This is a genomic window from Sulfitobacter sp. D7 (assembly GCF_003611275.1).
Lineage (GTDB): Bacteria > Pseudomonadota > Alphaproteobacteria > Rhodobacterales > Rhodobacteraceae > Sulfitobacter > Sulfitobacter profundi.
Window position 1 is genome coordinate 1534080 of the sequence record NZ_CP020694.1, and the last position, 18016, is coordinate 1552095.

The window sequence follows — 18016 nt, forward strand, 5'->3', positions numbered from 1 at the left end:
TAAACCATGGCTGACAAGAGTTTTCTCGACTGGCCCTTTTTTGAGCCGCGGCACAAGGAGTTGGCGCTGGCTCTGGACGAGTGGGCGGCACGCGAGTTGAAGAACGTGGATCACGGCGACACCGATGGGGCCTGCCGCGATCTGGTGACGATGATGGGCCAAGACGGCTGGCTGCGCCACAGCGGCGCGGAGGGGGACGAGGTGCTTGATGTGCGCAGCCTTTGCCTGATCCGCGAAACGCTGGCGCGCCATGACGGGTTGGCGGATTTTGCCTTTGCTATGCAAGGGCTTGGCACCGGCGCGATCTCGCTTTTCGGGAGTGATGAGCAAAAGGCCGAATGGCTCCCCAAGACCCGTTCGGGACAGGCGATTTCGGCCTTTGCCCTAACCGAGCCGCAGTCCGGCTCAGACGTGGCAAACTCCACCATGACGGCCACGCCAGATGGCAATGGCTATGTGCTCGACGGGCGCAAGACGTGGATTTCCAACGGCGGCATCGCGGATGTCTACACCGTCTTCGCCCGCACCGGAGAGGCACCGGGCGCCAAGGGGTTGTCGGCCTTCATCGTGCCCGCCGACACACCGGGGCTTAGGGTCGAGGAACGGCTAGAGGTTATGGCGCCGCATCCACTGGCCACCTTGCATTTCGATGGCGTGAAACTACCCGGCTCGGCGCTTCTGGGTGAGGCGGGGCGCGGCTTTGCCATTGCCATGTCGGTGCTGGATGTCTTCCGCTCCACCGTCGCCGCCGCCGCCCTCGGCTTTGCCCGCCGTGCGCTGGACGAGGCGCTTTTGCGCGTCACCAGCCGTCAGGTACAGGGCGCGCCGCTGAGCGAATTGCAACTGGTGCAGGGCCATATCGCGGACATGGCGCTTGACGTCGATGCCGCCGCTTTGCTGGTTTACCGCGCCGCTTGGACCAAAGACAGCGGCGCGCCGCGCGTCACCCGCGAGGCGGCGATGGCCAAGCTTTTCGCCACGGATCAGGCGCAAAAGGTGATCGATAAGGCCGTTCAATTGCACGGTGGCGACGGCGTGCGCAATGGCGAGGCAGTGGAGCGACTTTACCGCGAAATCAGGGCCTTGCGCATTTACGAGGGCGCGTCGGACGTGCAACGTATTGTCATCGCCCGCCAGACTTTGGGAGCCATGTCATGAAGCTGCACCCGACCGGACATGAAGACACCTTCGCCCGTGAAAACCTGCCGCCCTTCGACCAGTGGCCGGACTTGCTGTTGGACCGCTTCGACTATCCCGATCGCCTGAACGTCGGCGTCGAACTCACTGACAAGATGGTGGAAAAAGGGTTTGGCGACCACACCGCACTGATCGGCAACGGGCGGCGTCGAACCTATAAGGAACTGGCTGACTGGACCAACCGTCTGGCTTCCGCGCTGGTCGAGGATTTGGGGGTGAAACCCGGCAACCGGGTGTTGATCCGCTCGGCCAACAATCCCGCGATGGTGGCCTGCTGGTTGGCGGCGACCAAGGCGGGGGCGGTTGTGGTCAACACCATGCCGATGCTGCGCGCGGGCGAGCTTGCGGCCATCGTCGACAAGGCCGAGATCACCCACGCGCTCTGCGACACGCGGTTAATGGATGAGATGACGGCCTGCGCCAAAACCTCCAAATTCCTCAAAATGGTCGCGGGTTTTGACGGCACCAGCAACCACGACGCCGAGTTGGACCGTCTCGCGCTGGAAAAACCGGTGCAGTTCGAGCCGGTGGACACCGCGCAGGACGATGTGGCGCTGCTTGGATTTACTTCAGGAACGACGGGTAACCCTAAGGCAACAATGCATTTTCATCGGGATCTTCTAATCATCGCAGATGGCTATGCGCGCGAAGTGCTGAACGTCACGCCAAGGGATGTTTTCGTCGGCTCGCCGCCCTTGGCCTTTACCTTTGGCCTTGGTGGCCTCGCGGTTTTCCCGCTGCGCTTCGGGGCCGCCGCGACGCTTTTGGAGACCGCCAGCCCGCCCAACATGATCGAGATCATCGAGAAGTACAAAGCCACCGTCTGTTTCACCGCGCCGACCGCCTATCGCGCGATGTTGCAGGCGATGGATGAAGGTGCGGACCTCAGCAGCCTGCGTGCCGCCGTTTCCGCCGGAGAGACGCTGCCTGCACCGGTTTATCACGAGTGGCAGGAAAAGACCGGTAAACCCATGCTTGACGGCATCGGCGCAACGGAAATGCTCCATATCTTCATCTCGAACCGCTTCGACGACCACCGCGCCGCTTGCACCGGCAAGCCCGTCACGGGCTATGAGGCGCGGGTGATTGACGCCGACGGAAACGAGGTGCCGCGCGGCGAGGTAGGCCGTCTGGCCGTGCGGGGTCCAATCGGCTGCCGCTATTTGGGCGACAAGCGGCAGGCGGATTATGTCAAGGACGGGTGGAACATCACCGGCGACAGTTTCACCATGGACGAGGATGGCTATCTGCATTTCGCCGCCCGCAACGACGATATGATCATCAGTTCTGGCTACAATATCGCCGGGCCGGAGGTCGAGGCGGCGCTGTTGAGCCATCCTTGTGTCAGCGAATGTGGGGTGGTGGCCGCCGCGGATGACGCGCGCGGCTCTATCGTGCAGGCGCATGTGGTTCTGGTTGACGGAACGCCCGAAGACGCCAATACTATCAAGCTATTGCAGGATCATGTTAAAGCGACCATCGCGCCCTATAAATACCCGCGCGACATTCGTTTCATCAAAGAACTGCCCAAAACCGCGACCGGCAAGATCCAGCGTTTCGCGCTGAGAGAGGATACATGAGCAGTTTCGACGAAGCCTCCAAAGGCGCCAAGATGAATTTCGCCAAGGACAAGTCCTATGGCGATTACCTTGGGCTGGACCAAATCCTGACCACCGAGAACCCGCTCGACATGGCGCATGACGGGCTGCTTTTTATCATCCAGCACCAGACTTCGGAGCTATGGATGAAGCTGGCGATCCATGAGTTGACCGCCTGCCGAAAGGCGCTTCAGGCAGGGGAATTGCGCCAGAGTTTCAAGATGTTGACCCGTGTGGCACGGATTTTCGAGCAGCTTAATTCGGCTTGGGACGTGTTGCGGACCATGACGCCGAGCGAATATACCCAGTTCCGTCCGCACCTTGGTGCCTCTTCTGGGTTTCAGTCCTACCAGTACCGTCTGATCGAATACCTGCTGGGCAACCGGATCGCGGCGCTGACCAAACTGCATGAACACACGCCCGAACCCCATGCGGCGCTGGTGGCGGAAATGCAGCAGCCGAGCCTCTATCAGGTGGCGATTGATCTGCTTTGCACGCGGCTGGGGGAGCCGTCGCTTGCCGGCAGCCCCGAGCCGCAAGCTTGGCAGCCGAAGGCCGAGGTTCAAGCCCTGTGGAAACAGGTTTATGAAGACCCGACAACCCATTGGGAACTTTACGAATTGGCGGAAAAGCTGGTCGATCTCGAAGACTACTTCCGGCGTTGGCGGTTCAACCACGTGACCACCGTGGAACGTATCATTGGTTTCAAGCGCGGCACCGGGGGCACCGCTGGGGTGACCTATCTGCGCAAAATGCTTGAGGTGGAGCTTTTCCCTGAGCTTTGGCATGTGAGAGGAGCACTGTAAGTGTCTGTTTTGAAAAAAGATCAGTTCATCCTACCGGAGGGCGTCATCTACCTCGACGGCAATTCGCTGGGGCCATTGCCCAAGGCCGCCGCCGCGCGGGTGCAGGAAATGATCACTGCGGAATGGGGGGAGATGTTGATCCGAGGCTGGAACCAAGCCGGTTGGATGGAACAGCCCGCCCGCGTTGGCAATATGGTTGCCGGGATCGTTGGTGCGCCAGAAGGCTCGGTCGTGATGGGCGACACCCTGTCGATCAAGGTTTTTCAGGCGCTGGCCTCGGCGCTGAAGCTGCGCCCGAACCGCAAGGTGATCCTGTCGGACAGCGGCAACTTCCCGTCGGACCTCTACATGGCCGAGGGGCTGGTGGGGCTTTTGGAGCAGGGCTATGAGCTGCGCACCGTGGCGCCAGAAGAGGTGACGGGGGCCATCGGCGAGGACATCGCCGCGGTGATGCTGACCGAGGTCGACTACCGCACTGGCCGCAAGCACGACATGAAGGCGATCACCGAATTGGCCCATGCCAATGGCGCGGTGATGATCTGGGATCTGGCCCATTCAGCGGGTGCGCTGCCGGTGGACCTTGCGGGCAGCAACTGCGAGTTCGCGGTGGGCTGTACCTACAAGTATCTCAACGGCGGGCCGGGTGCGCCGGGCTTCATCTACGTCCGCGCCGATCTGACCGACCACGTGCAACCTGCGCTGGCCGGTTGGCTGGGGCACCGCCAGCCATTCGCTTTTGAGCAGAGCTACCAGCCCGGACAGGGGATCGAGCGGATGCGCGTCGGCACCCCGCCGGTGATCCAGTTGACCGCGCTTGAAGTGGCGATGGAGCTTTGGGCGGATGTGGACATGCAAGAACTGCGCGCGGCCTCTATCGCGCTGCAAGAGCAGTTTATCAAAGAGATCGAGCGCGACGTGCCGCAGCTGACCCTGGCCAGCCCGCGCAACAGCGCCGAGCGGGGCAGTCAGGTGTCGTTCCGCTTTGACGAAGGCTATGCCGCGATGCAGGCCGTGATCGACCGCGGCGTGATCGGCGATTTCCGCGCGCCTGACATCATGCGTTTTGGCTTCACGCCGCTTTATATCGACGCCGAAGATGTCTCCAAAGCGGTCGCGATTATCCGCGATGTGATGGAGAACCGTCTCTGGGATAACGAAAAATACAAGACCCGCGCGCGGGTGACCTGACAGCATCAGGCGCAGGCGCTAAGCTGGCAAGACGACCCAATTGAACGGGCCCGGTAAAGAGGCCCAAACCAACCAAGGGAGACTGAAATGAAGATGAAATCACTTGTGATGGCGGCCTCGGTCGCGGCACTGGCGGCAGGCGGCGCATGGGCCGAAGAGGGAAAGGTGAAGGTCGGCATGATCACCACCCTCTCGGGCGGCGGCGCGGGCCTTGGCATCGACGTGCGCGATGGCTTTATGCTGGCCACAAAGATGGCCGGGAACGAGAACCTAGAGGTCGTGGTCGAAGACGACCAGCGCAAGCCCGAGATTGCAGTGCAACTGGCCGACAAGATGATCCAGTCCGAGAAGGTCGACGTGATGACCGGCATCATCTGGTCCAACCTCGCCATGGCCGTGGTGCCCGCGGCGACCGCGCAGGGCAAATTCTACCTCTCACCCAACGCGGGCCCTTCGGCGCTGGCGGGCAAGGGTTGCAACCCGCTTTACTTCAACGTGGCATGGCAGAACGACAACCTGCACGAAGCGGCGGGCGCTTATGCCAATGACACGGGCTATGAAAACACATTTATGCTGGCGCCGAACTATCCTGCGGGCAAGGACGCGCTGACGGGCTACAAACGGACCTATGATGGCGCAGCGGCGGGCGAGGTCTATACTGATCTGGGTCAAACCGACTATGCCGCCGAGATCGCGCAGATCCGTGCCTCGGGCGCTGACAGCGTGTTCTTCTTCTTGCCCGGCGGAATGGGGATTTCCTTCCTCAAGCAATATGCCAACTCGGGCGTGGATCTGCCTGTTGTCGGCCCGGCCTTCAGCTTTGACCAAGGCATCTTGCAGGCCGTGGGGGAGGCCGCTCTTGGGATCAAGAACACCAGCCAATGGAACAAAGATCTCGATAACGAAGCCAACAAGACCTTCGTCGAAGCCTTTCAAGAAGAGTACGACCGTCTGCCGTCGCTCTACGCCAGCCAGGGCTATGACACCGCGAACCTGCTGCTAAGCGCGATGGAGAAGGCGGATGTGTCGGATGCCGAAGCCTTTGGCGCGGCGCTGAAAGAGGCTGATTTCGACAGCGTGCGGGGCAAATTCTCGTTTGGTAACAACAACCACCCGATCCAAGACTACTACGTGCGCGAAGTGGTCAAAGAGGGTGATGTCTATACCAACAAGCTGATCGGCCCCTCGTTGACCGATCACGCGGATGCCTACGCGGCTGACTGCAAAATGTAATCCCGCGCGGCCCCGGGCGCCGAATTGGCGCGCCGGGGCCGACGTATCAACGCTTTCACGCCGGTCCTCGCGTCCGGCGCGCCGGGAGGCTTTGCCAAATGTCACTCATCCTGCTGATTGAACAGGTGCTGAACGGAGTCCAATCCGGGGTCATGCTGTTTTTGATGGCCGCGGGGCTCACGCTGATCTTCGGGGTCATGGGGCTCATTAACCTTGCCCATGGTTCGCTCTACATGGTCGGTGCCTTTGCCGCCGCGGCGGTTGCGGCGGCGACGGGGTCGTTTCTCTTGGCGCTGGTGGCGGCCTTGGCCGCGGCGGCGCTGGCGGGCTGCTTGATCGAGATGACGGTGATCCGCAGGCTCTATGACCGCGACCACCTCGACCAAGTGCTGGCGACCTTTGCGCTGATCCTGATTTTCTCAGAAGGCACACGGTTTCTCTTTGGCTCCTTCCCGCTGTTTCTCGACATTCCGGCGGCCCTGTCCGGCCCGGTGACCCTGCCGGGGGGCATCCAGTATCCGCTCTACCGGCTCGTGATCATCGGCGTCGGTCTGGTAATTGCTGCAGGTCTGTTCCTGCTGATCGCCCGCACGCGCATCGGCATCCAGATCCGCGCAGGTGAGGCTGACCGCGAAATGATCGGGGCGCTTGGCGTCGATATCGCCAAACTCTACACGCTGATCTTCGCCCTTGGGGCCGCCCTTGCGGGTCTCGCCGGTGCGCTGGTGGGCGCGATCCAGTCGGTGCAGGTGGGCATGGGGGAGCCGGTGCTGATCCTTGCCTTTGTGGTGATCGTTATCGGCGGCATCGGCTCAATCAAGGGCGCGCTGATCGGGGCGCTACTGGTGGGGATGACGGACACGCTGGGATCGGTCCTGCTGCCGCTCTTTTTTGCGAATTTCATGGAGGCCTCGGCGGCCACGTCCGTCGGCTCCTCGCTCGCCTCCATGTCGATTTACATTCTGATGGCGGGGGTCTTGCTGTTCAAACCCACCGGCCTCTTTGGGGAGGCCTGAGCCATGATGCGCGAAAAACTCGTAAACCTCTTTCTCTTCCTGCTGCTGCCGGTGACGGCGCTGGCGGCTTTCGCGTTGGACGAGCCATTCATCATCACGCTGGCCACCAAGGCGGCGATCCTCGCCCTTGCGGGCGTGGGGCTGAACATCGCGCTCGGCCTCGGCGGGCTGGTGAGCTTTGGTCATGCAGCATTCTTTGGGATCGGCGGCTATGCCATGGGCATTCTCGCCGCCCATGCGCAGAGCTACACACCGATCATGGAGAGCCCATTTCTGATCGAAGGCACCAAGTCGATGCCGGTGATCTGGCTGGTGGCGATTGCGGTCTCTGGCCTTGCTGCGCTGCTGATCGGGGCGCTGTCTTTGCGCACCTCGGGCGTCTATTTCATCATGGTCACGCTCGCCTTCGGGCAAATGCTGTTCTACTTTTCGATCTCATGGCCCGCCTATGGCGGCGAGGACGGGCTGTCGATCTATGTGCGCAACGGCTTTCCGGGGCTGAACACGCTTGATCCGCTGATTTTCTTTGCCATCGCCTTTGCGGTGCTGGCGCTGGTGCTGCTGTTTGCAGGGCGTCTGGCGCGGGCTCCTTTCGGCCTTGCGCTGTCGGCGGCGCGGCAGAACGCCGAGCGGGTCGAAGCCGTGGGCCTCGCGCCCTTCTGGCTGCGGCTGGTGGCCTTTGTCATCTCGGGAGCGGTGACGGGGCTGGCGGGCGCGCTTTTTGCCGATCTCAACCGTTTCGTCAGCCCGACGATGTTCTCGTGGCAGACCTCTGGTGAGATCATGATCTTCGTGATCCTTGGCGGGGTTGGGCGGCTCTTTGGCCCGGTGGCCGGGGCGGCGCTGTTCATCTTGCTTGAGCATGTCTTGGGCGGGCTGTCGGAGTTCTGGCACATCTATCTGGGGCTGTTGCTGTTGCTGGTGGTGCTCTTTGCGCGCGGCGGCATGATCGGCCTCGTTGCCGGACGGGAGGTGGCCCATGACTGAAGGGATGACGGATGTGCTGTTGGACGTGCGCAACCTGCACAAGAGCTTTGGCGCGTTGAAGGCGACTGATGATGTCTCCCTCACCCTGCGGACGGGCGAAATCCACGCGCTTATCGGCCCCAACGGGGCGGGCAAGTCGACGCTGATCAAGCAGATTGCGGGCGGGCTGCGCTCGGACAGCGGGTCGGTCCATTTTGCCGGGCAGGACGTGACACCGATGACCACCGTGCAGCGGGCGCGGGCGGGGCTGGGGCGAACGTTCCAGATTTCGTCGCTGGCGATGGAATACACGGTGCTGCAAAACGCGGTGCTAGGCGCGCTTGGCCAATCGGGCCGGGTGATGCGCTTTTTCGCGCCGGTGATGCGGCAGCAGAAGTTGCGGGAAGAGGCGATGCGCGCCTTGGAGTTGGTAGGGCTCGCGGATCACGCGGCCAAGCGCACCGCGGACCTGTCGCATGGGCAACGTCGCCAGCTTGAGGTCGCCGTGGCGCTGACCCTACGGCCCAAGGTGTTTCTGATGGATGAACCGATGGCGGGGCTCGGGGCCAGCGGCTCTAAGGAGATGACAGGCTTTCTCGACGGGCTGCGCCGCGAGGCGCCGATCCTGCTGGTGGAACATGACATGGACGCGGTTTTCGCACTGGCGGACCGCATTTCGGTGCTGGTCTATGGCCAGATCATCGCCAGCGGCACGGCGGCCGAGATCAAGGCCGATCCGCAGGTCCGGGTGGCCTATCTGGGCGAGGAGGACGCAGCATGAGCTTGCTGGAGTTGAACGACATCACCGCCTCCTACGGGCCGACGCAGGCGCTTTTTGGCGTCGATCTGTCGCTGGAGGCGGGCGAGGTCTGCGCGCTGATGGGGCGCAACGGGATGGGCAAATCCTCGACCATCAAGGTGATCTGCCGGATGCTGAAACACGATGGCGGTGGGCTGCGCTTTGACGGGCGCGACATCGCGGGCCTGCCCAGTTTCCGGGCCGCGCAGGCCGGGGTGGGTCTGGTGCCCGAGGGTCGGCGCTGTTTCGCGCCGCTGACGGTGCACGAAAACCTCATCGCCGCCGCTCGCCCCGGTGCATGGGACGAGGCGCGGGTCACGGCGCTTTTCCCACGGCTGGGGGAGCGGCGCGATCAGGCGGCAGGCTCGCTTTCGGGCGGGGAGCAGCAGATGCTGGCGATTAGCCGTGCGTTGATGACCAACCCGAAATTGCTGCTGCTGGATGAAGCGACCGAGGGCTTGGCCCCCGTGGTGCGCCAAGAAATCTGGGCCGCTGTGGCGCAGCTTAAACGCGACAGCGGGCTGGCGCTTTTGGTGGTGGACAAATCCCTCGCCGAGCTGCGCCGCGTGGCCGATCACGCCGTCATTCTCGAACGTGGCCGCTCGGTCTGGTCTGGCCCGATGCCCGCGCTCGATTCCCAAATCGCCGATCAATTTCTCGGCGTGTGACTGTTAACAAAAAGGAACACGACATGTCGCATCAAATCATTCAGCCCAAGGGCTGGGCCCCCGCGAAGGGCTATGCAAACGGCGTGCTGAGCGCGGATGGTCACCTGTTCGTCGGCGGTCAGATCGGCTGGACCGCCGAGCAGAAGTTCGAATGCCATGACTTTATCGGCCAGATGAAACAGGCGTTGCAAAACATCCGCGAGGTGGTCGAAGCCGCTGGCGGCACGCCCGAAGACATCACCCGTCTGACGTGGTATGTGACGGATAAGAAAGAATATCTTGCCGCGCAAAAGGACGTGGGCCGTGCCTATCGTGAGGTCATGGGCAAGCATTTCCCGGCCATGGCGATGGTGGTCGTCGCCGGATTGGTCGAGGATGACGCCAAGCTTGAGATCGAAGCCGATGCGGTGATCAACCGCTAAGCGATCCCGCCGCCGGGGTCAGCCCCGGCGGCGCAGCGCCGGAAGCGCCGCCGAAAAGGCCGAGGACAGCGCAAAGAGACCTGCCGCGATGCTGACGATGCTGGGCCCTGTCGGCGTGTCGAATTCCAGTGATGCCATCAGCCCGCCCAACGCCGCCAGAGCGCCCAGTCCCATCGCCCAAATCGCCATAGTCTCAGGCGTGCGGGCAAAGGGGCGCGCGGTGGCGGCGGGGATGATCAGCATGGCGGCGATGAGCAGGGCGCCCACGACCTTGATGGCCACGGCCACCATGATCGCCAGTGCCAGTGTCAGGATCAATTGCTCGCGTTTCGGGTTCCCGCCAGAGGCTTGGGCAAGATCGGGGTTCAGCGTGGCGGCCAGCAGCGCCGACCAACGCCACGCCAACAGCAGTGCCACGGCCAGCGCACCGCCCCAAATGACGGCAAGGTCAAAGCGGGTGACGGCGAGGATTTCCCCAAAAAGGTAGGACGACAGATCAACCCGCTGCCCCGGCAGCAGGGACACGGCCACCAACCCAAGCGCCAGCGCGGAATGGGCCATGACGCCCAAAAGCGCATCGGCGCTGACATTGCGACCCGAGAGCGTGCTGATCACCAGCGCCATCACCAGCGCCACCAAAAGCACGCCTGCGGTGATCGGCAGATCGGTCGCCAGCGCCAAGGCCACGCCCAGCAAGGCCGCGTGGCTGGTGGCATCGCCGAAATAGGCCATGCGCCGCCAGATCACGAAACAGCCCAAGGGCGCGGCGGCCAGCGCCACGCCAAGCCCGGCAAGCGCTGCGCGCAGAATAAAATCGTCAAGCATTCTCGGTCTCTTTGTGGTGCCCATCACATGCGTCGCCGTGGTGGTGGGTGTGATGGTGGTGGTGATGGTCGTGATCATGGCGGTAAAGCGCCAGCGCCCCTTGGGTGCCGCTGCCAAAGAGCGCGCGGTATTCAGGCGCGTCGGCCACGGTTTCGGGCGTGCCTTCGCAGCAGACATGGCCATTGAGACAGAGCACCCGGTCACTGGCGGCCATGACGACGTGTAGATCATGGCTGACCATCAGCACGGCACAGCCCAAATCTTGGCGCACCGCTTCGATTTGGCGGTAAAAGGCGGCAGAGCCGGGTTGATCCAGCCCTTGGGTCGCCTCATCGAGGATCAGCAGGTCAGGTTTTTCCAGCAGCGCACGGGCCAGCAAGACGCGCTGGAACTGCCCGCCGGAAAGATCGACCATCTGCCGCTCGGCCAATTCCGGTACGCCAGCGGTGGCAAGGGCATCGCGGATCGCCTCGGGCTTTTGGCGGCGCGGCAGGTTGACGAAACGGCGCACGGTCAGCGGCAGGGTGGCATCGATCTGCAACTTCTGCGGCACATAGCCGATGCGCAGCCCCGATTTGCGCGACACTTTGCCCGCCGCCGGTTTCAGTGCCCCGATCAGCGCCCGCAGCAGGCTGGATTTGCCCGATCCGTTGGGGCCGACGATAGTGACGATCTCCCCCGGTTCGATGTTGAAGTTCACATCGCGCAGGGCGGTTTGCCCGTCGTGGCGCAGGGTCAGGCCACGGGTCTCAATCAGGCTCATGCGCCGGTCTCCTGACAGGCGGGGCAAAGACCCTCGGCCTCGACCACGCTGCGCTCGATGCGGAAGCCTGCGGCCCGGGCGGCATCGCCAAGGCGGCTTTTGGTGGGTGAGGTTTCGGCCTCTGCCACCGACCGGCAACCGCGGCAGATCAGAAAGGCGGGCGCGTGGTCTTCGCCCGGATGCACGCAGCCCACATAGGCGTTGAGCGCTTCGATCTTATGGGCTAGCCCGGCTTTGACAAGAAAATCCAGCGCGCGATAGGCCACGGGGGGCTGCGCGCCCAAGCCTTCGGCCGAGAGGTGGGCCAAGAGGTCATAGGCGCCCAAAGCGCGGTGCTCTGACAGCAAAATTTCAAGCGCGCGGCGGCGCACCGGCGTCAGCCGCAGCCCGCGCGCGGCGCATTGTGCTTCGGCGGCCTGCATGGTGCTGCGCATACAGGCGGCATGATCGTGATCGCGGAATTCGATGGCGCTCATGGGGGACCTCAATTCGTTTGGGTATTGATATGTTATAACAGCGGTGTTAGCAAGGTGATACTATAACATTTGAAGGTCTGCCATGTATCGTTTCACGCTCCCCGCTGCCATTCTTGCCTCTGCCGCATCGCCGCTTTGGGCGGATGTGCCCGCAGTCGCCACGGATATCGCCCCGGTTCACGCGCTGGTGTCTCAGGTGATGGAAGGGGTTGGCACGCCCGACCTCATCGTGCCGCCGCGCAGTTCGCCACATGGCTATGCGATGCGCCCTTCCGAGGCGCGGGCGCTGAGCGGGGCGGACTTGGTCGTCTGGGTCGGCCCGTTGCTGACCCCTTGGCTGGCCGATCCGCTGGAATCTCTGGCCAGCAGCGCGAGCCATCTGGCCTTGCTGGAGCAGCCGGGCACCCGCGTCTTGGCGTTCCGTGAGGGGGCGACATTCGAAGCCCATGATCACGGCGATGAGGGAGATGAAGACCACGGGGCGGAGGAGCATGCCGAAAAGGGGGATGATCACGAAGCGCATGGTCACGACGCGCATGGTGACGAGGCGCATGAGGAGCATGATCACGAAGGGCATGACCATGAGCAGCATGACCACGACGCGCATGGTGACGAGGCGCATGAGGAGCATGATCACGAAGGGCATGACCATGAGCAGCATGACCACGACGCGCACGGTCACGCAGGGCAGGACGACGCAGGACATGACGCGCCAGCGCCTGACGAAGACCATGACGATCACGGGCATGATGAGGCTCATGCGCATAGCGGCGTCGACCCGCATGTCTGGCTTGATCCGCAGAACGGTCAGCTTTGGCTGGGCCAGATCGCCGAGGCGTTGGCCGAGCTAGACCCCGACAACGCCGCACAGTACCGTGAGAACGCCGCCGCAGCGCAGGCCGAGCTTGCCGCCTTGGAAGAGGACATCGCCAAGACCCTCGCCCCGGTTAAAAGCCGCCCCTTCATCGTTTTCCATGATGCCTACCACTATTTCGAAGCGCGTTTTGACATCGAAGCACGCGGCGCCATCAGCGAGAATGACGCCCGCGCGCCCGGCGCGGCGCGGGTTTCTGAACTGCGCGACTTGGTGGCCGAAAGCGGCGCGAAATGCGTCTTTGCCGAGCCGCAGTTCAACCCCGGCCTGATCGCCGCGGTGACCGAAGGGCAGGGCACCGGGACCGGCACGCTCGACCCGCTGGGGGCTGATCTGGAACCGGGCGCAGCGCTCTATGCCGATCTGCTGCGCGGCATGGCAGAGAGCATGGCCGCTTGCCTGTCGGATTGAGCCTAGCGCCGAAACGAAAAAGTGGTGCAGCCGGGGAAGCTGCACCACATCTTACATGCTGAAATAACTTTTATAGAATTCTGATCAGACGGCGATTTTACCGCCGCCTTCTTTGGTGATGACAACCACCGCCGGGCGCGGAGGCGTCTTGGGGTCGAAGTCGGGCCAGCGGGTGGCTGGGTCTTCGAACGTGCTTTCCCGCTCAAAGCCGGGGATGTCCTTGGTCCCGTCCGTACCGGGGTGTTGCACCGCGACGAAAAGCGCCTCGCCATCCTCCGTAAAGTAGGGACCGCACATCTCACCGCCCACGGGGCAGCGGAAGAAGAGCTTTGAGGTGCCGCGCGCCTCGCCTTCGGTCTCTAGCGCGTAAAGCCCGTCGGATTTACCGGTCTTGCCCCAGCTGCTGCCCTGATCGGTGCTGATCCAGAGCCGCCCGTCGGCGTCCATCGCGGCGTTGTCGGGGCTGCCGAACCAGCCGTTTTCCGAAGTCTCAGGGTTCCACTGCGCGCCGACCTCGGCAATCTTTGGATCACCGCATTGCACAAGGATCGACCATGTGCCGCTTGTGGCGGCGTGGTCGGCGTCGGCCTCTTTGATCTCGATGATATGGCCAAAACTGCTGTCGGCGCGCGGATTGGCGGCGTTGGTGTCGCCTTCTTTGCGCTTGGTGTTGTTGGTCAGCAGGATATAGGCCGTGCCATCGCCGCGCGGCTGCGCGTCTTCGGGACGGTCCATCGGGGTGGCACCCAGAAGGTCGGCGGCGAGACGGGTGTCGATCATCACGTCGCCTTGGTCGCTAAAGCCGTTCTCGGCGGTCAGCGGCCCGGAGCCATGCACCAGCGGCAGCCAGTTGATCGAGCCGTCCTCTTCAAACCGCGCGACATAGAGCGTGCCATCGTCCAGCAGAGAGCCATTGGCCGCCGGATCATCGGAAACGGTGCCTTCGGAAACGTATTTGTACTGGTAGTCAAAGCGGTTGTCGTCTCCCATATAGACCACCAGCTTGCCATCCTTGCTGACCGTGGTCTCGGCACCTTCGTGGCGGAAACGGCCCAGAGCGGTGCGTTTGACGGGGGTTGAGGTCGGGTCCATTGGGTCGACCTCGACAACCCAGCCGAATTTGTTGGGCATGTTGGGTTCGGCATCCACGTTGAAGCGGTCGTGCTTTTGGCCCCAAGCGTACCACATGCCCGGTACGCCGTAGCGGTCCCAAGATTTCTCTTCCACAGCACCGGTGATGTCGGGATTGCCATCGGCATCCAGCTTGTCGGTCCAGAAATAGCCGTGGAAGTTCTCTTCGGCCATCAGCCATGTGCCCCAAGGGGTCAGTCCGCCCGCGCAGTTGTTGAGAGTGCCGATGACGTTGGTGCCGCTGGGATCGTCATTGGTCTTCATCCGCGCGTGACCAGCCGCAGGGCCGCTGAGCGTCATGGCTGTGTCGAGGGGGGTGATACGGCGGTTCATCTTGCCGTCGCGCACCACCTGCCACTTGCCCGCATCATCGCGGGCAATTTCCACGACCGATCCACCGTGCGCTGCCATTTCAATGTCGATCAACTCAGGCGTCATGCCTTTGAAGTCGACTTTGTCCTGACGGCCAAGGCCGGGGAACATGACCTCTTCGTTGGTGTATTCATGGTTCACGCACAGGAGGCCACGGCTGCCGTCTTCGTTTAGGGGCACAAAGCCCACGTAGTCGTTGTTGTAGCCGAACTGTTTGAGCTGCGCGGCGGCGGTCTGGTTCATCACGTCGAACTCGGGCGCGTCTGCGGTGATCGGATCGCCCCATCGCAGCAGGATCTGCGCGTCATAGCCGGGGGCGACGTGGTGGGTTTCATCATTGCCCCACGCCAGTTCATCAAAGACATAGCGGCTGGTGGCGGCATTGGCCTTGGACGGGGCGATGGCGGCAGCGGTGCCGAAAAGTGCTGTGGTGGCGGAAACCCCAAGCATGCCGCGCAGGATGTCGCGGCGGCCATAGCGGGCGTTGATTACATCACCGATGGTGCGCGAAAGGTTCGCGTTCGTGGGGATGTCGTCAAAGGCCTCAAAGGCTTCGGCCTTGTTGCCGATGGCGGGGTCGTTGAGAATTTCGCGGCGGGTCATCATGCTTCCTCTGGTGACTTGGCTGGCCCCCATCTGCACCATGACTGTCACGGTTTTATGACGCGCTAGACCGGGTTGTTGCGAAATCCGACAATCAGTTGGCGCAGGCCGATCGCGGCCCCGGCAAAGATCGACGCCAAGGTGACAGGTCCGCTGAAGGCCAAGACCGATATGGCCGAGATGCCTTGCCCGATGGTGCAGCCCATGGCGATCACTGCGCCAGCGCCCATAAGCCCCGCGCCGAATATCTGGCGCCGCAGTTCGCGCGGGTCTTCGCAGGCCTCCCAGCGGAAATGCCCTTGCCAGAGAGAGCCGAGGAAAGCGCCGATCCAAACGCCCGAGACGGAGCCAATGCCAAAGCTCAGAGGGCGGACAGAGCCTTGCATGGCGTAGAGCAGTGTCTCTCCCACGGGGGCGGCATAGCTGTGAGACATGAGCGTCTGTGCGCCAAAGCCGGTTTGCGCCAGCCACGCCGTGCCCGCCCAGCCCGAGACGATGGCGAGACCGGCGATCACGCTCCAAAAGACCATACGGAAATCACGGCGAAAGGCGCGGGCGCTCAGCATAAGGGCGCAGATCACCATCCCCACAGCCACGCCGATCAGCGGTACCGATCCGCCCGTGAGCGCGGAGAGCGCATGGGCGATACCATCGGGCGGGCCTGCGTTTAACTGCCGGGGGAAGAGAAACGCACGCGCCGGGGCAAGGGGGCCAGAGAGCACGGCAAAGGCCGCCAGCCCCATGACCAAGACAATGACGAAGGCGCGCAGATCACCGCCACCAAGCCGCGCCAATGCGCCAAAGCCGCAGGTGCCCGCCAGTGCCATGCCGTAGCCGAAGATCAGCCCGCCAAAGATCGCGGGCGCCCAAGAAAAAGCGATGGTCAGGTGAAAGGCGCGGTCGATGTTGATCAGGCCAAGACCGCCTAGGGTGAAACTGCCCAGCATCGCCACGCCGATGGCCAAACCCCACATGCGCATCCGGTGGCTGGAGCCGCCGTAAAGCAGATCTTCGATCGCGCCCAAAGTGCAGAACCGCCCCAATCGTGCGGCAAGGCCCAGCAATACGCCGCCCAATCCACCCAAGAGGGCGGCGGTCAGCGGCTGGCCCAGAAGCTCAATCATCCTTGCAGAATAATTCGTAGACCAGTTCCAGCATTTTGCGGGGCCGATCATCGGCAAGTCGGTAGTATATCGTTTTACCGTCGCGCCGCGGTGTCACCAAACCTTCGAGCCTGAGCCGCGAGAGTTGCTGTGATACTGCCGCCTGCCGGGTCGAAAGCAGCGCCTCTAGCTCGCTCACTGATTTCTCTCCCGAAACGAGATGACACAGGATCATCAACCGTCCCTCATGGCTGATCGCCTTGAGGAAATTCGATGCGGTCACGGCATTGGTCAGCATCCGGTCCATGTCTTCTTCAGACATGTCGGGTGTCATCACGGGCAGGGCTGTCATTCGGTTGGTTCCTCGAAATCGGTCTTGTCGCGCAATAGCATGTTCAGCATGGGCCAGAAAAATTCCGCGCCGGGGTAGCCTTCGAGCCGGCCCAGTTCGGTGTCATCTTCAACCAGCAGGAAGGTCGGCGTAAATACCACCGCGCGCTGGGGGGTGACGCTGTCTTCGACGACAGAGATATCGACGCGGCGCAGCGGGGCAAACTCCCCTTCGGCGGTTTTGGGATAGGCGGGGGCGATCTCTTTGTCCCAGCGTTCGCAATAGATGCAGCCGGGCTGTTCGACCATGACCAGTTCCACCGCCCAAACGGGCAGGGCGGTAAAGGCCGCGAGGCTCAGGGCGGTCAGTGTGCGGATCATTGGCTTGCCTGATTGACGTTTGGACAACACTCAACGTAATTTGAATATGTGAATTGTTCAAGCGCGGCGGCATGTGTCGGCGCAGGCAGGGGGTAACATGTTCGACATCACCTATGCAGGCGCGCTGCTGGCGGGGCTGCTCAGCTTCTTTACGCCCTGCATTCTGCCTATGGTGCCGTTCTACCTCAGCTATATGGCGGGGCTCAGCGTGACCGAATTGCGTGGCGATGGCGCGATTGCGCCGGGGGCGCAGCGGCGGTTGGTGCTGTCTTCGGTGCTCTTTGCGCTTGGGGTCTCGACGATCTTTGTGCTCTTGGGCATGGGGGCCACAGCCTTGGGGCAGGTGTTTACGCAATACCTTGAGCCGCTGAGCTGGGTGGCGGCGGCGATCTTGTTGGTCTTTGGCCTGCATTTTCTGGGCGTCATCAAGGTGCCGCTGCTCTACCGCGAAGCGCGGTTAGAGGGGGGCGGCAAGCCCACGTCGATCTGGGGCGCCTATGTGATGGGGTTGGCCTTTGGCTTTGGCTGGACGCCCTGTGTGGGCCCGGCGCTGGCGGCGATCTTGATGATTGCCTCGGGCATGGGTGACATCACGCGGGGTGGGCTGCTGTTGGCGGCCTATGGCGCGGGGATGACCGCGCCCTTCGTGGTCGCGGCGCTGTTTGCAAAGCCGTTTCTCAACTGGGCCGCGCGGCATATGGCGCTGGTGCAAAAGGTGGAAAAGGCGATGGGGGTCATGCTGATCCTCTTTGCCGTGCTGATCGTGACGGGCGGGGTGCAATTGATCGCGGATGCGATGATCCGTTGGTTCCCCAGCTTCACGACGTTAGGGTAACCGCAACAAGGAGGAGGAC

19 protein-coding genes are annotated in these 18016 nt (G+C 62.7%); 12 read left to right on the forward strand and 7 right to left on the reverse strand.

All coding sequences use genetic code 11. The features are described 5' to 3' along the window. Positions 1-6 precede the first annotated feature (6 nt). The 10 genes from B5M07_RS07405 to B5M07_RS07450 all read left to right on the forward strand — a co-directional run bounded on the left by B5M07_RS07405 (position 7) and on the right by B5M07_RS07450 (position 9893). Positions 7-1158, forward strand: a complete 1152-nt coding sequence (locus B5M07_RS07405) for an acyl-CoA dehydrogenase family protein (RefSeq protein WP_120350829.1) — start codon at positions 7-9, stop codon at positions 1156-1158. Next, positions 1155-2777, forward strand: a complete 1623-nt coding sequence (locus B5M07_RS07410; RefSeq protein WP_120350830.1) for an AMP-binding protein — start codon at positions 1155-1157, stop codon at positions 2775-2777. The genes B5M07_RS07405 and B5M07_RS07410 overlap by 4 nt, the downstream gene beginning before the upstream one ends. Further along, positions 2774-3601: a tryptophan 2,3-dioxygenase gene (locus B5M07_RS07415; RefSeq protein WP_120350831.1), complete on the forward strand. Its 828-nt coding sequence runs from the start codon at positions 2774-2776 to the stop codon at positions 3599-3601. The genes B5M07_RS07410 and B5M07_RS07415 overlap by 4 nt, the downstream gene beginning before the upstream one ends. Further along, entirely contained in the window at positions 3602-4789 is a 1188-nt protein-coding gene (gene kynU, locus B5M07_RS07420) for a kynureninase (RefSeq protein WP_120350832.1), read from the forward strand. A gap of 87 nt (positions 4790-4876) precedes the next feature. Further along, entirely contained in the window at positions 4877-6022 is a 1146-nt protein-coding gene (locus tag B5M07_RS07425) for an ABC transporter substrate-binding protein (protein WP_067941293.1), read from the forward strand. Between the two features lie 98 nt (positions 6023-6120). Continuing rightward, the gene (locus B5M07_RS07430) at positions 6121-7038 is read left to right on the forward strand and encodes a branched-chain amino acid ABC transporter permease (RefSeq protein ID WP_120350833.1); all 918 of its coding nucleotides are present in this window, start codon (positions 6121-6123) and stop codon (positions 7036-7038) included. Between the two features lie 3 nt (positions 7039-7041). Continuing rightward, entirely contained in the window at positions 7042-8025 is a 984-nt protein-coding gene (locus tag B5M07_RS07435; protein ID WP_120350834.1) for a branched-chain amino acid ABC transporter permease, read from the forward strand. A 4-nt stretch (positions 8026-8029) separates the two neighbouring features. Beyond that, the gene (locus B5M07_RS07440; RefSeq protein ID WP_120350835.1) at positions 8030-8785 is read left to right on the forward strand and encodes an ABC transporter ATP-binding protein; all 756 of its coding nucleotides are present in this window, start codon (positions 8030-8032) and stop codon (positions 8783-8785) included. Beyond that, entirely contained in the window at positions 8782-9471 is a 690-nt protein-coding gene (locus tag B5M07_RS07445) for an ABC transporter ATP-binding protein (RefSeq protein ID WP_120350836.1), read from the forward strand. Before B5M07_RS07440 ends, B5M07_RS07445 begins: the two co-directional genes overlap by 4 nt. A gap of 23 nt (positions 9472-9494) precedes the next feature. After that, positions 9495-9893: a RidA family protein gene (locus B5M07_RS07450; protein WP_120350837.1), complete on the forward strand. Its 399-nt coding sequence runs from the start codon at positions 9495-9497 to the stop codon at positions 9891-9893. 18 nt (positions 9894-9911) lie between these two features. Here B5M07_RS07450 and B5M07_RS07455 read toward each other — a convergent pair whose 3' ends face one another. From B5M07_RS07455 to B5M07_RS07465, 3 genes are read right to left on the reverse strand one after another with little or no spacing between them, the layout of a single operon-like run. Next, positions 9912-10718, reverse strand: a complete 807-nt coding sequence (locus tag B5M07_RS07455; protein ID WP_205570912.1) for a metal ABC transporter permease — start codon at positions 10716-10718, stop codon at positions 9912-9914. Beyond that, positions 10711-11481, reverse strand: a complete 771-nt coding sequence (locus tag B5M07_RS07460) for a metal ABC transporter ATP-binding protein (protein ID WP_120350838.1) — start codon at positions 11479-11481, stop codon at positions 10711-10713. The genes B5M07_RS07455 and B5M07_RS07460 overlap by 8 nt, the downstream gene beginning before the upstream one ends. Further along, on the reverse strand, positions 11478-11957 hold the full coding sequence (locus B5M07_RS07465; RefSeq protein WP_093925919.1) for a Fur family transcriptional regulator: 480 nt from the start codon (positions 11955-11957) through the stop codon (positions 11478-11480). The genes B5M07_RS07460 and B5M07_RS07465 overlap by 4 nt, the downstream gene beginning before the upstream one ends. Positions 11958-12039: 82 nt before the next feature. On the opposite strand from B5M07_RS07465, the gene B5M07_RS07470 reads away from it, so the two are divergent. Further along, positions 12040-13242 (forward strand): metal ABC transporter solute-binding protein, Zn/Mn family, encoded by a 1203-nt coding sequence (locus B5M07_RS07470; RefSeq protein ID WP_120350839.1) that lies wholly within the window; start codon positions 12040-12042, stop codon positions 13240-13242. Positions 13243-13326: 84 nt separating this feature from the next. On the opposite strand, the gene B5M07_RS07475 is transcribed toward B5M07_RS07470, so the two are convergent. From B5M07_RS07475 to B5M07_RS07490, 4 genes are all read right to left on the reverse strand, one after another. Further along, positions 13327-15348 (reverse strand): PhoX family protein, encoded by a 2022-nt coding sequence (locus B5M07_RS07475; protein WP_120350840.1) that lies wholly within the window; start codon positions 15346-15348, stop codon positions 13327-13329. Between the two features lie 65 nt (positions 15349-15413). Next, positions 15414-16472 carry a YeeE/YedE family protein gene (locus B5M07_RS07480; protein ID WP_120350841.1) on the reverse strand — a complete coding sequence of 353 codons (1059 nt, stop codon included), beginning with the start codon at positions 16470-16472 and terminating at the stop codon, positions 15414-15416. Further along, positions 16465-16803: an ArsR/SmtB family transcription factor gene (locus B5M07_RS07485; protein ID WP_067628371.1), complete on the reverse strand. Its 339-nt coding sequence runs from the start codon at positions 16801-16803 to the stop codon at positions 16465-16467. The genes B5M07_RS07480 and B5M07_RS07485 overlap by 8 nt, the downstream gene beginning before the upstream one ends. Next, positions 16800-17162, reverse strand: coding sequence for a hypothetical protein (locus tag B5M07_RS07490; protein WP_120350842.1), 363 nt, complete (start codon positions 17160-17162; stop codon positions 16800-16802). Before B5M07_RS07490 ends, B5M07_RS07485 begins: the two co-directional genes overlap by 4 nt. Before the next feature lie 97 nt (positions 17163-17259). On the opposite strand from B5M07_RS07490, the gene B5M07_RS07495 reads away from it, so the two are divergent. Continuing rightward, on the forward strand, positions 17260-17997 hold the full coding sequence (locus B5M07_RS07495; RefSeq protein WP_120350843.1) for a cytochrome c biogenesis CcdA family protein: 738 nt from the start codon (positions 17260-17262) through the stop codon (positions 17995-17997). Positions 17998-18016 lie beyond the last annotated feature (19 nt).

Excerpts from the sequence above, each read along its gene's own strand:
- B5M07_RS07405 (WP_120350829.1), top strand. The coding sequence starts at position 7 with ATGGCTGACAAGAGTTTTCTCGACTGGCCCTTTTTTGAGCCGCGGCAC.
- B5M07_RS07410 (WP_120350830.1), top strand. The coding sequence starts at position 1,155 with ATGAAGCTGCACCCGACCGGACATGAAGACACCTTCGCCCGTGAAAAC.
- B5M07_RS07415 (WP_120350831.1), top strand. The coding sequence starts at position 2,774 with ATGAGCAGTTTCGACGAAGCCTCCAAAGGCGCCAAGATGAATTTCGCC.
- B5M07_RS07425 (WP_067941293.1), top strand. The coding sequence starts at position 4,877 with ATGAAGATGAAATCACTTGTGATGGCGGCCTCGGTCGCGGCACTGGCG.
- B5M07_RS07430 (WP_120350833.1), top strand. The coding sequence starts at position 6,121 with ATGTCACTCATCCTGCTGATTGAACAGGTGCTGAACGGAGTCCAATCC.
- B5M07_RS07435 (WP_120350834.1), top strand. The coding sequence starts at position 7,042 with ATGATGCGCGAAAAACTCGTAAACCTCTTTCTCTTCCTGCTGCTGCCG.
- B5M07_RS07440 (WP_120350835.1), top strand. The coding sequence starts at position 8,030 with ATGACGGATGTGCTGTTGGACGTGCGCAACCTGCACAAGAGCTTTGGC.
- B5M07_RS07445 (WP_120350836.1), top strand. The coding sequence starts at position 8,782 with ATGAGCTTGCTGGAGTTGAACGACATCACCGCCTCCTACGGGCCGACG.
- B5M07_RS07450 (WP_120350837.1), top strand. The coding sequence starts at position 9,495 with ATGTCGCATCAAATCATTCAGCCCAAGGGCTGGGCCCCCGCGAAGGGC.
- B5M07_RS07455 (WP_205570912.1), bottom strand. The coding sequence starts at position 10,718 with ATGCTTGACGATTTTATTCTGCGCGCAGCGCTTGCCGGGCTTGGCGTG.
- B5M07_RS07460 (WP_120350838.1), bottom strand. The coding sequence starts at position 11,481 with ATGAGCCTGATTGAGACCCGTGGCCTGACCCTGCGCCACGACGGGCAA.
- B5M07_RS07465 (WP_093925919.1), bottom strand. The coding sequence starts at position 11,957 with ATGAGCGCCATCGAATTCCGCGATCACGATCATGCCGCCTGTATGCGC.
- B5M07_RS07470 (WP_120350839.1), top strand. The coding sequence starts at position 12,040 with ATGTATCGTTTCACGCTCCCCGCTGCCATTCTTGCCTCTGCCGCATCG.
- B5M07_RS07475 (WP_120350840.1), bottom strand. The coding sequence starts at position 15,348 with ATGACCCGCCGCGAAATTCTCAACGACCCCGCCATCGGCAACAAGGCC.
- B5M07_RS07480 (WP_120350841.1), bottom strand. The coding sequence starts at position 16,472 with ATGATTGAGCTTCTGGGCCAGCCGCTGACCGCCGCCCTCTTGGGTGGA.
- B5M07_RS07485 (WP_067628371.1), bottom strand. The coding sequence starts at position 16,803 with ATGACAGCCCTGCCCGTGATGACACCCGACATGTCTGAAGAAGACATG.
- B5M07_RS07490 (WP_120350842.1), bottom strand. The coding sequence starts at position 17,162 with ATGATCCGCACACTGACCGCCCTGAGCCTCGCGGCCTTTACCGCCCTG.
- B5M07_RS07495 (WP_120350843.1), top strand. The coding sequence starts at position 17,260 with ATGTTCGACATCACCTATGCAGGCGCGCTGCTGGCGGGGCTGCTCAGC.